Source organism: Actinokineospora auranticolor, from assembly GCF_041897805.1.
Classification (GTDB): Bacteria; Actinomycetota; Actinomycetes; order Mycobacteriales; family Pseudonocardiaceae; genus Actinokineospora; species Actinokineospora auranticolor.
The window spans coordinates 5,880,584-5,895,097 of the sequence record NZ_CP154825.1 but is presented as its reverse complement, the minus strand read 5'-3'; the positions used below and the strand labels follow the sequence as shown (position 1 = coordinate 5,895,097).

At 71.7% G+C, this 14,514-nt stretch carries 14 protein-coding genes and 1 pseudogene; 12 read left to right on the top strand and 3 right to left on the bottom strand.

The window, feature by feature from the left end; all coding sequences use genetic code 11:
• Window positions 1-64 precede the first annotated feature (64 nt).
• On the bottom strand, window positions 65-2,947 hold the full coding sequence (locus tag V5P93_RS25735; protein WP_146108190.1) for an alpha/beta fold hydrolase: 2,883 nt from the start codon (window positions 2,945-2,947) through the stop codon (window positions 65-67).
• Between the two features lie 486 nt (window positions 2,948-3,433).
• On the bottom strand, window positions 3,434-4,270 hold the full coding sequence (locus V5P93_RS25730; RefSeq protein ID WP_104481064.1) for an alpha/beta fold hydrolase: 837 nt from the start codon (window positions 4,268-4,270) through the stop codon (window positions 3,434-3,436).
• 110 nt (window positions 4,271-4,380) lie between these two features.
• Between V5P93_RS25730 and V5P93_RS25725 the strand changes: the two genes are divergently transcribed.
• The 8 genes from V5P93_RS25725 to V5P93_RS25690 all read left to right on the top strand — a co-directional run bounded on the left by V5P93_RS25725 (window position 4,381) and on the right by V5P93_RS25690 (window position 10,786).
• Window positions 4,381-4,995: a VOC family protein gene (locus V5P93_RS25725; protein ID WP_104481063.1), complete on the top strand. Its 615-nt coding sequence runs from the start codon at window positions 4,381-4,383 to the stop codon at window positions 4,993-4,995.
• Window positions 4,996-5,262: 267 nt separating this feature from the next.
• Window positions 5,263-5,877 (top strand): hypothetical protein, encoded by a 615-nt coding sequence (locus V5P93_RS25720; RefSeq protein WP_374065081.1) that lies wholly within the window; start codon window positions 5,263-5,265, stop codon window positions 5,875-5,877.
• A 176-nt stretch (window positions 5,878-6,053) separates the two neighbouring features.
• Window positions 6,054-6,962, top strand: a complete 909-nt coding sequence (locus V5P93_RS25715; protein ID WP_104481062.1) for an ABC transporter ATP-binding protein — start codon at window positions 6,054-6,056, stop codon at window positions 6,960-6,962.
• 121 nt (window positions 6,963-7,083) lie between these two features.
• Window positions 7,084-7,830: an ABC transporter permease gene (locus V5P93_RS25710; protein WP_374065080.1), complete on the top strand. Its 747-nt coding sequence runs from the start codon at window positions 7,084-7,086 to the stop codon at window positions 7,828-7,830.
• Between the two features lie 28 nt (window positions 7,831-7,858).
• A complete protein-coding gene (locus V5P93_RS25705) occupies window positions 7,859-9,136 on the top strand; it encodes a sensor histidine kinase (RefSeq protein WP_342752296.1) in 1,278 nt (425 codons plus the stop codon).
• Window positions 9,133-9,768 carry a response regulator transcription factor gene (locus V5P93_RS25700; protein WP_104481061.1) on the top strand — a complete coding sequence of 212 codons (636 nt, stop codon included), beginning with the start codon at window positions 9,133-9,135 and terminating at the stop codon, window positions 9,766-9,768. The genes V5P93_RS25705 and V5P93_RS25700 overlap by 4 nt, the downstream gene beginning before the upstream one ends.
• 28 nt (window positions 9,769-9,796) lie before the next feature.
• Window positions 9,797-10,396, top strand: a complete 600-nt coding sequence (locus V5P93_RS25695; RefSeq protein ID WP_374065079.1) for a hypothetical protein — start codon at window positions 9,797-9,799, stop codon at window positions 10,394-10,396.
• 78 nt (window positions 10,397-10,474) lie between these two features.
• Window positions 10,475-10,786 (top strand): hypothetical protein, encoded by a 312-nt coding sequence (locus V5P93_RS25690; RefSeq protein ID WP_219824074.1) that lies wholly within the window; start codon window positions 10,475-10,477, stop codon window positions 10,784-10,786.
• 289 nt (window positions 10,787-11,075) lie between these two features.
• Here V5P93_RS25690 and V5P93_RS25685 read toward each other — a convergent pair whose 3' ends face one another.
• Window positions 11,076-11,249, bottom strand: coding sequence for a hypothetical protein (locus V5P93_RS25685; protein ID WP_219824073.1), 174 nt, complete (start codon window positions 11,247-11,249; stop codon window positions 11,076-11,078).
• Between V5P93_RS25685 and V5P93_RS25680 the strand changes: the two are divergent.
• The 4 genes and pseudogenes from V5P93_RS25680 to V5P93_RS25665 all read left to right on the top strand — a co-directional run.
• Window positions 11,176-11,823, top strand: a pseudogene (locus V5P93_RS25680) (sensor histidine kinase); the annotation flags it as partial. The gene V5P93_RS25685 and the pseudogene V5P93_RS25680 sit on opposite strands and share 74 nt — an antisense overlap.
• Before the next feature lie 31 nt (window positions 11,824-11,854).
• The gene (locus tag V5P93_RS25675; protein WP_104481060.1) at window positions 11,855-12,496 is read left to right on the top strand and encodes a response regulator transcription factor; all 642 of its coding nucleotides are present in this window, start codon (window positions 11,855-11,857) and stop codon (window positions 12,494-12,496) included.
• Window positions 12,497-12,651: 155 nt separating this feature from the next.
• Window positions 12,652-13,860, top strand: a complete 1,209-nt coding sequence (locus V5P93_RS25670) for a sensor histidine kinase (protein ID WP_104481059.1) — start codon at window positions 12,652-12,654, stop codon at window positions 13,858-13,860.
• Window positions 13,857-14,507, top strand: coding sequence for a response regulator transcription factor (locus V5P93_RS25665; RefSeq protein ID WP_104481058.1), 651 nt, complete (start codon window positions 13,857-13,859; stop codon window positions 14,505-14,507). The genes V5P93_RS25670 and V5P93_RS25665 overlap by 4 nt, the downstream gene beginning before the upstream one ends.
• Window positions 14,508-14,514 lie beyond the last annotated feature (7 nt).

The window sequence follows — 14,514 nt, the reverse complement described above, 5'->3', positions numbered from 1 at the left end:
GCGATACAACCGTACACCACACCGTCAGGGTACTCGATCGAGTGAAGAGTGGATTAAAACTCCACTAAGAGTCAGTCATCATATCTTTGGTCCTCTCCAGAAGTTCGCGTGTCCGGCCCGTGGCTTGGTGCTCCGGTCCCAGCACTTTCGCCTGGTGCGCCAGCAGGTCGACCAGGTCCTCCACCACCTCTTCGGTCCGGCCGAGGTCGAGGTGCGCCATGGCGAGGCTGTACCGCAGGTTCATCGCGATGGGCGAATCGCGTTTGCGCACCGCGGCCAAGGCGGTCTTGAAGGCCCGCTCCGCCTCCGGCGCCCGCCCCGACTTCAGCAGGATCACCCCCAGCGTCCGGTACACCGCCAGGGTTTCCGGGCCGCCCCTCGACCAGAGCCGTTCGCGGACCTCGAGGACGTCCCGGATCATCGCCTCCGCCTCGGTCAGGCCGCCGAGGTGGTAGACCGTGCGGGCCAGGCTGTGCCGCACGGCCAGCGTGTCGGGGTGCTCCGGGCCGCGCACGAAGTACTCCGCCCGCACGATCGAGCGCAGCAGTGGCTCGACCTCTTCCCATCGCGCCTGCTCGAGCAGCGCCTTGGCCAGCTTGTGCCTGCTGGCGAGCGTGTCGGCGTGGTCCTCGCCGAGTACCTTGGACCGCGCATCGACCACCTCCCGGAACTCCCGCTCGGCGATGCCCGGGCGCTCCGCCTCCAGTTCGATGCGGCCGTGCTCGTGGCGCGGCCCCAGCACCTCGCGGTCGTCGCGGTCGAAGCCGATGGTGTCGAGCCTGCCGAGCACGCCGTCGAGGAGTTCGCGCGCCGGGGTGAGCAGGCCGATCGCGATGAGGTACCGCACGGTCAGCCGGGTCAGCTCGAGGGCATCCGCCACGACCTTTCGGTCGGTGGGCGGCGTGCCGCGCACCAGGACGGCGCGGCAAACCTCGAAAGCGTGTGGGGCGATGATGTCCCACACCGCCCAGTTCTCCGCGTGGTCGGGTTCGTGCGCGGCCGTGGCCTCGATCATCATCCGCACGTTCAGGCCGTAGAACTCGCCGCGCCGGGCCCGCACTTGCGGGTCCTCGCGCAGCAACCCGTGCACGACCGGGTGCAGCGAGATCGCGGCGGTGAGCCGGGGGTCGTCCACCCGTTCGAACGGTTGCGGGGAGACCAAGCCGAGCTGTTTCAGCCCTACGAGCGCGCGTCGGCGTTCATCCGGGGTGAACCGGCCCAGCAGCGCGGATCCCGTCGCGGCCTCGGTGTCGAGCAGCAAGTGGTGTGGGATCGGCATGACGCTCAGGCACCCCAGCAGTTTCAGCAGCACGGGCGCTTGCGGCACGCCACTCGCCGTGAGCAGGTTGAGGGATAGCTGGAACACCTCGCGGACCGGGTCCAGCCCGAGTGGCTCGTCGCCCCATTCCCGAGAACCCGCGGGTGCCTGGAACCGGTCCCGCATCGCCGCGCGGTAGGTAGCGAAATCCGTGATGCCGTCGGTGGGTGGGAGCATGCCCTCCCGCACGGAGTCGAGGTAGTCGCCCGCCGCCCGCAGCGCCAGCGGAAGCCCGCCCAGGTCCGCGGAGAGCAGCCGGGCCTGTTCGTTCGTCCCGGCTTCCGGGACGTGGTCCATGAGCACCGCCGCACCGTCGACGGGCTCCAGCCCACGCAGAACCCGCAGCTCACACCACTGGCCCCAGGTCCGCCGCTCCTGGATCCGGCTGGTGACCAGGACCGCTCCGAGCTCGCTCATCAGTGGGCGCAGCCACCCGGTCCCATCGGCCACCGGCGCTCCCGCGCCCATGCGCTCGGTGTTGTCGACGTTGTCGAACACCAGCAGCCAGGGGTGCGGGTACGCCTCCAACAGCCGCCACACCAGGTCCGGTCCGGTACCCCGGCGCCAAGCCCGAGCGGTCTCCGATTCCGATCCGCCGAGGTCGAGGGCCACCAGGCGCATCCCGGAAGCCAGCCTGGTCTCGTCGACCCACCAGACTCGTCTGCCGTCGCGCCGGGCCCGGTGGGTGATCTCCAGGGCCACGCTGCTCTTGCCGCACCCGCCCATGCCGCTGAGCACCCACACGGCGCGCGGATCGGTGAGGACTTCGGCAACGACCTTGTCGCGCCCGTAGAGGTGCCTGGGCAGGCGCCCGAACGGCGGCGTCACGGTTCCCGCGGCGTGCGGATCGATCTCCGCCGCAGCCCGAGGCCGGTCTGCGGGGCCGGGATCGGGCTGTTCGGCGATCTGCTGATCGGGGTGTGGTCGCGGGACGACGGTGGCGAGCACCTGGCTGAGCACCCGGTAGGCCAGCATGTCGTGGTCATCGGGCTGGATGATCGTCCGGTGGTCGCCCTCGACCCGTTCGGTGTGCGGGAAGACCGCGCGGGCGGACGCGGGCGACACCACGTTGTCGGTCTCGCCCGCGCACGCGGTGAATGGGATGGGGCACTCGGAGTCCCCGACCCGGGTCGCGTTGATCACCGCGTGGACCACGGTGCGTTGGGTCTCGGCGATCGCGTCCGCGTAGGGGCGCAGGGCGCGTTCCTGGCTGTTGCGGAAAAGCAGCAGTTTGCGGATCGTGAGCATGAACTGGGAGCCGTTGTTGGGGCACGCGTACAACACGATGTGTTTTATCCGGGCGAGTTGGGTTCCCTGTCGGTCGTTGAGTGTGCGGGTGACGAACCGCTGAACCACCAAGCCGCCCTGGCTGTGGCCGACGATGACAACACGTTCGGCATCGGCGAGTTTCGTCGTGTAGGTGGTGCGTAGCTTGTCGGCGACGTCGTCGAGGTTGGGGATTCGTCTGCTCGGCCGGAACGAGTATTTCTTCGACACGTATTCGAAGGTGGAGACCCGGACTTTCCCGCGTAACTCCTCGTCCGTCTCGAGAAGCTCGGTGAACCGGTTCCAGACCGCCGGGGAGGAGAACAAGCCGTGTACGAACACGATGTGGACGGGTGCGGTCATCGCGGGGTTCACCTCCTGGTCCCGGTGCGCGCCGCCACCGGACCGATAGCGCGTCGCGCGGGATGTCGTACGTCTGCGCGGTCACGTTACGGTTGTGTTCGCGGGTGGTGGGACGGGCAGCAACCACTTCACCCATCGGGCCTAACCCGAGGGTCGGGAATCCGCAGTGCTGCGCATTTGGCACAACGAGGACAAATATCGGACACGCGATTCCCGGCAGGCTTATCCGAGTAGGTGGTCGAGCCAGGTCCTGGTTCGGTCGTGCGGGTCGAGTGGTGCTCGTGTTCCTTGAGGCGGTGGACTTCCCCCTGGTAGACCACATGCTCGTATTCGACGCCGAAGTGGCGCAACGCGCGGCGCGCCAGGTGAGGGGGTCGTCGGCCGGACCCGCGTGCACGTCCGCCCGTTCGTGGTGGCGACAGGTTGCCGGACAGGCGCCGCGGTTCGACGGTCGGTTCCATGAGGGTCCACCTGGGACGCGGACCTTCAGGAGCGCAGGAACTCCAGGATCGGTTCGGTCTGGCCGATGATCGAGTGCGCGACGTCCGGCAGGATCCGGACCTCCGCGTGCGGTACCGCGCCGCGGGTCCGGCGTGCGGTGTCGTGGGAGTCGAACATGGCGTCGTGGGCGCCGACGATCACCAGTACCGGCATGGTCAGTCGGCGCAGGGACTCGTCCGGGAATACCGGGAGGCGGTCCCGGCGCGGCTGGAAGTGGGTGAAGATCAGGGCCAGGTAGTCCGCCACCTCCGGTGTCTCCCGGACGTCCACACCCGCCACCGCCTTCAACGACCGGTTCATGCCCCACCGGCCGAAAGGCTTGTACAGCAACGCTTTGAACAGGAAGCCCACCTTCTGCCGCCCCAGGCCGCCCGGGCACAGCAGGGCGAGGCGGTCCACCCGCTCCGGTCGTCGGGTCGCGTAGTCCAGGGCCAGCCAGCCGCCTAGGGAGGTGCCGGTGATGGCGGTCCGGTCGAGGCCCAGGTGGTCGAGGACGTTGTCGAGCCACAGGGCGTGGGCGGGCGAGTCCAGTGGGGGGCGGGCGGGGGAGGAGAGGCCGGGTTCACCGATCATGTCGACGGCGTGCACGCGGAAGTGCGCCGACCACGCTGCCACGTCGCCCCTCCACATCGCCGCGTTCGAGCCCGAGCCGTGCAGGAGTAGGAGTGGCGGCGCGTCCTCCGGGCCGCTCACCAGCACGAACGTCTCGCCCTCCCGGGTCGGTACCCGGACTCGGGACGCCGGGACCGGCCAGTGGGCGAGGGTCTGCTCGTAGCGGCGCAGGATCTCCCGCTGCCCCGCCTCCGACTTGTAGATGGTCATATAAGTACCTTAACAACCTCATGCAACCCTGTTTGGGGGTGTTTAGGTAACGATAAGACGGTCAGGAATGGAGAAGCGCAGGTCACCGGCCCGCGCCTAGCGTTTGGGGCATGACGAACGCACTCGAGCACATCACCCTGGAAGTCACCGACGTCACCGCCGCGGAGCGCTTCTACGCCGCCTTCGGGCTCGGCGACCGCCTCCGCCTGCGGGCCTCGGACGCGCCGACCGCCGGCTTCCGCGGCTTCACCCTCTCCCTGGTGGTGTCGCGGCCCGCCGACGTCCGCGCCTTGGTCGACGCCGCCGCCGCGGCGGGCGCCACGGTCGTCAAGCCCGTCACCAGGTCCATGTGGGGCCACGGCGGCGTGGTGCGGGCCCCGGACGGCACCATCTGGAAGGTCGCGACGTCGGCGAAGAAGGAGAACGGCCCGGCCACCGGCGAGATCGACAGCGTCGTGCTGCTGCTCGGTGTGGCCGATGTGGTCGCCAGCAAGAAGCTCTACCTCGACCACGGGTTGACCGCGGGCAAGAGCTTCGCCCGGATGTACGTCGAGTTCGACACCGCTCCGGTCAAGCTCGCCCTGTACCGCCGCAAGGCCCTCGCCAAGGACGCCGGTGTGGCGCCCGAGGGCACCGGCTCCCACCGCATCGCCCTCGGCGGCACCGACGCCTTCACCGACCCGGACGGTTTCACCTGGGGCACGACCGTCGCGGCGGCGTCCTGATGTGCGTGTACCCGCCCGGCGTCCGGGTGCCGCCCGTCGACGCCGCGCCCGAGGACGCCGAGTGCGACGAGGGGGCGCCCGCCGAAGATCCGCGCACTACGTCCGCCGCGGCTACTTCGCCCGTATGACGCGAAAGGGACGAACGACCGGGGCTCCGGCGGCTATCGGTGAATCGCATGGCAATCGAGAGAACGTTGGCAGCACAGCGTTTCCCGCGAAGTCCGTGCTACCTTCCTGAGAATGCGCGCATCTTCGACACGCGGTCGTGTGACCGTCGCATTAGCCAAGACGTTCGCGGCGTTGGCTTCCGTGGTGGCCCTGGTGGGGTCCGGCGCGGTCGCCCACGCGGACGTGTCCCAGGAGGCCAAGCGGATCTGTGCGTGCACGGGTCCCTCGATCGACCGCTACCAGCAGTGGATCGCCTCCGGTGAGGGCCAGACGATCCCGGCCACCGGCAGCCTGCTGGTGCGCGAGGGCCGCGGCTACGCGGCGAAGGTGACCTTCGTCGGCGCCGAGTGGCACGTCGCCGTTCTCTGGCTGGGCAACAAGTTCGACGCGCAGGCGAACCTCTCCCGCTCGTCCGGCTTCTGGCTGACCTACAGCGCCACCGACGACCTGTACGTCCAGTTGCGCCCCGCCTCGCACTGGAGCGGCGGCGACAAGTGGCTGACCAAGCTGCCCTCGACGGGCGGCCAGGTCGTGCAGAAGTTCTTCAGCTTCGCCGCCGACAACTGGACCTGGCTGCCGGAGCTCGGCCAGCCGTCCTACTCGTTCGCCTCGGCGCTGAGCGAGGCGCGCGGTTTCGTGTTCGTCGGCAAGACCGCGAACAAGATCTCCTTCCGCGGTCTGAGCATCGACGGCTACCAGCCGCCCTGCCCCTGAGTGCCCACCGAACCGCCCGCTCGTCGTCCACTGAGGACGGTGGGCGGGCGGTTCCGCGTCGGCGGGGTGGAGGCGCGCATCAACCGATCGGTTGATGCGCGCCTCCACCCGATGATCTCGGAAGCACCGCTCCGCGGTCGATCCGCCGACCCCGTGCCGCGCGCCACGCTGGTGGCATGGCAATCATCCAGGTCGACAACCTCGTCAAGCGCTACGGCGACCACACGGCCGTGGACGGTGTCGGCTTCACCGTCGACGAGGGCGAGATCTTCGGCATCCTCGGCCCCAACGGCGCGGGCAAGACCACGACCGTCGAGTGCGTCGAGGGGCTGCGCACCCCCGACGACGGCGTCATCCGGGTGTGCGGCCTGGACCCGCGCCGCGACGAGGCCGACCTGCGGCAGGTGCTCGGCGCGCAGCTGCAGGAGAGCGAGCTGCCGGACAAGCTCCGCGTCGACGAGGCGCTGGAGCTCTACAGCTCCTTCTACCGCGCCCCCGTCGACTGGCGCGAACTGGCGGACACCCTCAACCTCACCGACAAGCTCGGCACCCGCTTCAAGCAGCTCTCCGGCGGCCAGAAGCAGCGCCTGTCCATCGCCCTGGCCCTGGTCGGCGACCCCCGGGTCGCGGTGCTCGACGAGCTGACCACCGGACTCGACCCCCAGGCCCGCCGCGACGTGTGGGACCTGATCGAGCGCGTCCGGGCGCGCGGCGTCACGATCCTGCTGGTCACGCACTTCATGGAGGAGGCGGAGCGGCTCTGCGACCGGCTCGCCGTGATCGACGCGGGCCGTCTCGTCGCCATCGACACCCCGGCGGGCCTGGTCGCCAAGGTCGACGACCGGCAGCGGATCCGCTTCCGCCCCTCCGGCCCGCTGGACCACGCGGTGCTGACGGCCCTGCCCGAGGTCACCGCCGTCGAACGCGCGGGCAGCCAACTCGTCGTCACCGGCACCGGGAACCTGCTGCTGGCGATCACCACCGTCCTGGCGCGCGAGCACGTCATCGCCGCCGACCTGCGGGTGGAACAGACCACTCTCGACGACGCCTTCGTGGCCCTCACCGGCCGTCCCATCGAACCCTGACACCCCTTGCCCGCCCGATCGGGCGCGGTGCCCTGAAGGGGGAGCGGGCGCGCGTTGTCGCGGGCTCGCGAGGCACCACGCCCGATCGGGCTGCCACCGCGTCCGACCCGATTTCGAGGAGATGACCTTGTCCGCGCTCGTCCGGCTGACCGCCACCGAGACCAAGCTGTTCTTCCGCGAACCCATGGCCGTGTTCTTCGCGCTGGCCTTCCCGCCCGTGCTGCTGGTGATCCTCGGGTCCATCCCGTCGATGCGCCAGGCCGACCCGGCGCTCGGCGGCGCGCGGGGCATCGACCTCTACGCGCCGATCCTCATCGCCATGGCCATCACCATGTTCGCGATCAGCGGCCTGCCCCAGCAGTTCACCACCTACCGAGAGAAGGGCGCGCTGCGGCGCATGCGGACCACACCGGTCAAACCGGTCGTCCTGCTCGGCGCGCAGCTGCTCATGGCCACGATCCTGTCCGCCGCCACCACGGCCGTCGTGCTGGCCGTCGGCAGGCTGGCGTTCGACGTCCGGCTGCCCCAGCAGCCGCTCGGCTACCTCGTCGGGTACGCGCTGGCCGCGCTCGCGATGTTCGCCATCGGCCTGCTCGTGGCCGCGCTGGCGCCGACGGGCAAGAGCGCGGGCGCCATCGGCACCGTGCTGTTCTTCCCCATCCTGTTCTTCGCGGGCCTGTGGGTGCCGCGCGAGGCGATGGGGGCGGTGCTGCGCCGGATCAGCGACCTGACCCCGCTCGGCGCGGGCGTGCAGGCGCTGCGCGACGCCGCGCTCGGTCACTGGCCGCAGCCGCTGCACCTGGCGGTCATGCTGGGGTGGACGATCGTGGCGGGTGGGTTGGCCGGGCGGTACTTCCGCTGGGAATGATGGCGTCGGTCAGGACGGGGAGGGTGGGATGGTGAGCATCGAGGCCGAGTTGCGGGCGGAGTACGACCGCTGGGAACGGGACCAGGCCAGGGTCTACGGCGTCCTGCCGTACTTCCTGCTGGCCGTCAGCGCCCTGATCACGCTGGTCCAGCAGGTCTGGCGGGTGCCGGTGCCGGTCGTGCCCGTGCTCGCGCTCAGCGCGGCGGCCGCGCTCTGGCTGCTGTGGTTCCACACCCTGAACCCGCGGTGGCACGACAACCGCCCGCTCATGGTCGTCTACTACGTCGGCCTGCTGGTGCTGTCGGCGAACCTGGTCGTGATCGCGCCCTGGTACGCCTTCTTCAACCTCATCGGCTACGCCCACGCCTTCCGGTACCTGGTGGGCCACTGGCGCTACGCCGGGGTCGCGGGCACGGCGCTGATCGCGGCGGCGTCGTACCTCGGTGGCCGGGTCGGCCCGGACGACTGGTGGGCGTGGCTGGTCCTCGGCCTGATCACCATGGTGCTGGCCGGGGTGTTCGCGCACTTCACCGAGATGGCGCTGGTGCGCAACGTCCGGCAGAAGCGGGCGCTGGCCGAGCTGCACGTGGCCAACGCCAAGCTGGAGGCCGCGCTCGCGGAGAACGCGGCCCTGCACGCCCAGCTGCTGGTCCAGGCCCGCGAGGCCGGGGTGCTCGACGAGCGGCAGCGGATGGCCAGGGAGATCCACGACACCCTGGCCCAGGGCCTGGCGGGCGTCCTCACCCAGCTCCAGGCCGCCGAGCAGACCCTGGGCGACCGGCCGACCTCGCGCAGGCACCTCACGGCCGCGACGAACCTGGCCCGCGAGAGCCTCACCGAGGCCCGCCGCACCGTGCACGCGGTCGAGCCCTCGGTGCTCGCCGAGGCCCGGTTGCCCGACGCGATCAGCGAGGTGACCAAGCGCTGGGCGGAGGTCAACCACGTCGCCGCGGTGCTGACCACCACCGGCCACGCCCGCCCGCTGCGCGCCGACATCGAGGTGGCGCTGCTGCGGACCGCGCAGGAAGCCCTGGCGAACGTCGCCAAGCACGCCAAGGCGGGCCGGGTCGGGCTCACCCTGTCCTACATGGAGGACCTGGTGACGCTCGACGTGCGCGACGACGGAGTGGGTTTCGAGCCGAACACCAGGCGCGCCAACGGTTCCACCGACGGCGGGTTCGGCATCGCCGGGATGCGCCACCGCGTCCAGCGGCTCGCGGGCAGGCTGGACATCGAGTCCGAGCCGGGCGGCGGTACCGCCGTGTCGGCGACCGTGCCCGCCATCGGGGTGGAGGGCGCGCGGTGATCTCGCTGTTGATCGTCGACGACCACCCCGTCGTGCGCGACGGCCTGCGCGGCATGTTCAGCGCCGACCCCCGCTTCACCGTCCTGGGCGAGGCGGCCGACGGCGCCGAGGCCATCGCCGCGGGCGCGGCGCTGCGGCCGGACGTGATCCTCATGGACCTGCGCATGCCCAACACCGACGGCGTCACCGCCATCAAGGAGCTGACCGAGCGCGGCGTCCCGGCGCGGGTCCTGGTCCTGACCACCTACGACACCGACGCCGACGTCCTCGCCGCCATCGAGGCGGGCGCCACCGGCTACCTGCTCAAGGACGCGCCCCGCGAAGAGCTCTTCCGCGCCGTGGAGGCCGCCGCCCGGGGTGAGGCGATCCTCGCGCCCACCGTGGCCACCCGCCTCATGGGGCAGATCCGCCGCCCGGCCGCGGAACCGCTCTCCCAGCGCGAACTCGAGGTGCTCGAACTCATCGCCCGCGGCTCGACGAACCGCGAGGCCGCCAGGCAGCTGTTCATCAGCGAGGCCACCGTCAAGACCCACCTGCTGCACGTCTACTCGAAACTGGGCGTCAACGACCGCACTTCGGCCGTGACCACGGCCATCGCGCGCGGTTACATCTCGCCTTCGGTCGAGAACTGACTTTCCGCGACCGGTCCGGGGTGGCACAGTGTCCACTGTGCACGATGACCCGGCCCGTCACCGCGACCGCGGCTGGCGGCTGTCCCGGTTCGCGGGCACCATCCTGGTCGTCTGCCCGCGCTGCGGTGGCCGCGCGTCGGCGGTGACCCGGCCCGGGCTGCCGGAACTCCGCTACTACACCGAATACCAGTACCGCCCGCGCCGCCTGGTCTGCGCGGGCTGCGGTGTCGTCGCCGAGTGGGAGGCCGAGTTCAGGGGTGGCGCGCTGTACGGCGCGACGCTCGGCGGCACGGAGGACCCGTTCTTCGGGCAGCCGCTGTGGCTCCAGGTCCGCTGCGCGGGCCGGATCCTGTGGGCGTACAACGCCGAGCACGTCACCGAACTCGCCGAGTACCTCGCCGCCCGGCACCGGGAACGCGGCGCGCTCCGCCCGACCATGTCCCTGTTCGCCCGCCTGCCGCGGTGGATGAAGGTCGCCGCCCACCGCGATGAGGTTCTCGCGGGTTTGGCGAAGCTCCAGGAGTTGGCGGACAGGTCGATGCCCGCGGATCGCTCCGCCGCCGCGCACGCGCACGACGTCCACCCCCGCCCTCGCAGGGAGTCCTTCTACCGCGGCCGCCCGTACTGACCATCATCCGACTGGCCGATGGCGGGTTGAGCGCGTCTGACGATGGTCCCGGTCCGCGCGGGGCGCCACGATGTCGTGGTGTCCGTGTTCAAGGTCGAGGCCAGGCTGTTCCTGCGCGAGCCCGGGGCGTTGTTCTGGGTGCTCGCCTTCCCATCGCTGCTGCTCCTCGGGTTCGGCCTGATCCCGGGCTATCGGGAGGCGATCGGGTTCGCCATGCCCGGAATCGTCCTCGTGGCCCTCGGCGCGGCGGGCCTGCTGACCCTCCCGAGCACCCCTGACCGGCTACCGCGAACGCGGCGTCCTGCGCGGGCTGCGGATGACCCCGGCCCGGCCCGCCACCCTACGCAGTTCACTGCGGGCGTCTACGTTCCGGGTCCACCACCTCCCTGACGTCGTCGCCCTGACCCCGTTCGGCGCCGCCGCGCAGGCCCTGACCGACACCGCGCTCGGCGACCGGCCGTGGTCGCCGTTGGTCGTCCTGACACTGTGGACAGTCGTGCTGCTCGCCGCCGCGATCCGCTGGTTCCGCTGGGAGTGATCGGGCATGGTGGACGCGTGACAGCCGAGGCGGGGTGGACCCGGTTCCTCCGGTGGGGGCCGTACGCGCTGCTCGCCCTGAGCGCCGTCGCCGCCGCCGCGACGGCGCGACGGCGCGCACGCTGATGTCCCCGACGGAGGTCTACGTCGCCGCGGCGCTGGTCGCGGCGGCGGTGTGCTGGCAGCTGGCGCGGCCCGGGCCGGTCGTGTACTTCGCGGTGCGGACCGCGCTCGCGTTCGCCCTGGCGCGGGCCCTCGACGAGAACTCCGCGCTCCAGGCCAGGCTCGTCGCGCGGGCGCGCGAAGCCGGTGTCACCGCGGAGCGCCGCCGTCTGGCGGCCGACCTGCACGACACCATGGTCCAGGGCGTGGTCGGTGTCGTCACCCAGCTCCAAGCCGCCCTCGACACCGACGGCCCCACCTCGCGCGCGCACACGGAGAGGGCGCTCGGCCTGGCCGTCCACAGCCTCGGCGAGGCCCGCCGGTCGGTGCACGACCTCACCCCGGGCGCGCTGGAGAACCGCACCCTGCCCGAGGCGCTGCGGGAAACGGTCGACCGCTGGTCCACCACCGCCGCGGCCCGCCTGGACCTCACGGTCGTGGGCACCGGGGAGCCCCTGCACGAGGAGATCGAGTCGACCCTGTTGCGGATCACGGAGGAAGCCCTGAACAACGTCGCCGAGCACGCGCGGGCCGAACGCGTCGGCGTCACCCTCTCCTACGGCGACGACGAGGTCACCCTGGACGTCCGCGACAACGGCAGCGGGTTCGACCCGACCACCCCGCCCCACCCCGGCGACGGCGGCGGCTTCGGCCTGGCAGGCATGCGGCTGCGCGCCTCCCGGGTCGGCGGTGTGGTCGACATCGAGTCCGAACCGGGCGCGGGCACCGCGGTCTCGGCCGGGTCCCCGCGGTCCGCCGATGATCACCCTGCTGCTGGTCGACGACCACCCCGTCGTCCGCAACGGCCCGCACGGCATGTTCGCCGCCGCCCCGGACTTCGAGGTGCTCGGGGCGGCCGCGGGCGGCGCGGAGGCGGTGGCCATGGCCCAGCGGCTCGACCCGGACGTCGTGCTGATGGACCCGCGGATGCCGGAAGGCGGTGGGGTGGCGGCGATCCGCGAGCTGACCGCGCGCGGCCTCCGGTGCCGGGGCCTGGTCCTGACCACCTACGACACCGATGCCGACGTGATCCCGGCGATCAAGGCGGGCGCCACCGGCTACCTGCGCGAAGCCGCCCACCGCGACGAGCTGTTCGAGGCCGTCCGGGCCGCGGCGGAGAACCGGACCGTGCTCTCCCCGGCCATCGCCGCGCGCCTGGTCGAGGGGATCCGCGCCCCGGTCGGGCACCGCCCCCTGAGCGCGCGCGAACTCGACGTGCCGGCGCTGGTGGCGCGGGGAACGACGAACCGGGAGATCGCCAGGACCCTGTTCATCAGTGAGGCCACGGTCAAGACGCACCTGACCCACCTCTACGCGAAACTGGAGGTCACCGACCGCGCCGCCGCCGTGGCGACCGCCTACGAACGCGGGATCCGCACGCCCCGCCCACCCGACCGGTGAGGTGACCGGGTCGGCCCCGCTCGCATGCGGATCCGTGAGTCGACCAGGTTCTCGACCGCCCTCGTCCGCCGGTGTGCGCGCGTTCCGGCTTCGACTCGACCGGCGCGCCTGAGCCGTCTCGTCCGCGAACCGTATGGTGGGGGAGGGGTGGTCGGATGATCGAGCAGCGCGCACGGGTGTGGTTGGGTGTGTTGCGGCACACCGTCCTCACCGGAACCGGTCGCGCCACGAGCCGATCCACCGCGTTGCACCGGCTGCGCGTGCTCGCCGTCCTCGGCTACGGACTCTGGGCGGCTTTCGTGTCGATGGCCGCCGGGTCCGCGCCGCGCGGCACCCTCGTCGTCAACGGCCTCCTCACCCTGGTCCCGTGCCTGCTCGCCACGCGCTCGTCGCTGTGGGCTTGGCGCGCTCTGGTCGTGGGCATCGTCGTGACGCCGCTGCTCCCGTCCACCCTGGTCGGCTTCTGGGGTTGGCCGTGGCCTCCGGGGCTGGCCATGGTCGCCGCGCTCGTCTTCGCGCTCGTCGGCGCCAACAACGACCAGCTCGCGGTGGCTTGCGCGGGTCTCTTCTCCGCCGCCGCCGTCATCCCGTTCCCGACCGACTGGCGCGACGCCGCGTTCGCCGTGGTGCTCGGCGCGATCCCGTTCTTCCTCGGCAACGCCGTCCGCCAGCGCCGGGTGGCCGAGCGGGCCAGGGCGGCGGACCGGGAGCGCGGGCTCGCCGAGGAGGCGCGGGCCGCGCTGGTGGCGGCGCGGACCGGCATCGCCCGCGAGCTGCACGACGTCGTCGCCCACCACATGTCCGTCCTCGCCGTCCGCGCGGACTCGGCCCGGTACCGGTTCCCCGGCCTCGACGACGACGCGCGCCGCGAGTTCGCCGACCTGGCGGGCACGGCCCGCGAGGGCCTCACCGAACTGCGCAGGCTCCTCGGCGTCCTGCGCTCCGACGACCACGACACCCTCCTGGTCCCGCAGCCGGGATTGACCGCGATCGGCGACCTGGTCGACCGCGTCCGGACCGCGGGTACTTCTTGTGACCTCGACGTTCGCGGAGACTTGGCGGCCGTGCCGACCGGGGTCGCGCTGTCGGTGTGCCGGATAGCCCAAGAGGCGCTGAGCAACGCGATCCGGCACGCGCCCGGCGCGCCGGTGACCGTCGAGCTGGTCACCGAACCCGGTGCGGTCCGCTTGGTCGTCGACAACGGTCCCGGTGACGGGTCGGGTCCGCGCCAGGACGGCGCCGGTCACGGCCTGGTCGGCATGCGCGAACGGGCCGCTGTGCTCGCCGCGGACCTCGAGGCGCGGCCCCGGCCGGACGGCGGTTTCCGGGTCGCCCTGACCGTGCCACTGGAGGACGAGCAGTGATCTCGGTGGTCATCGCCGACGACCAGACCATGGTCCGGCAGAGCTTCCGCGCCGTGCTCGACGCCCAACCCGACATGCGGGTCGTCGGCGAGGCGCCGGACGGGGCCGTCGCCGTCGCGCTGTGCGCGGACCTCGCGCCGGACGTGGTCCTGATGGACGTGCGGATGCCCGTGCTCGACGGCCTGGAGGCGACCCGACGGGTGGTCGCCGACCACGACACCAGGGTCCTGATGCTCACCACCTTCGACATCGACGAGTACGTCTTCGGCGGGCTGCGCGCGGGCGCCAGCGGGTTCCTGCTCAAGGACGCGCCCCTCGACGACCTGGTCACCGCCGTCCGGATGGTCGCCGCGGGCAACGCCCTCTTCGCCCCGACCATCACCCGCCGCCTCATCGGCGAGTTCGCCCGCGCGTCGACCCCGGTCAGTGCCGCCCGGCTGGCCGACCTGACCGCCCGCGAGACCGACGTCCTGCGCCTCGTGGCCCGCGGCCTGTCCAACGGCGAGATCGCCGCGTCCCTGGTGATCGCCGAGCAGACCGTGAAGTCCCACGTCAGCCGGATCTTCACCAAGCTCGGCGTCCGGGACCGCGCGCAGGCCGTGGTGGTCGCGTACGAGGCGGGTCTGGTGGTGCCCGGTGTCGACTAGTACCGGG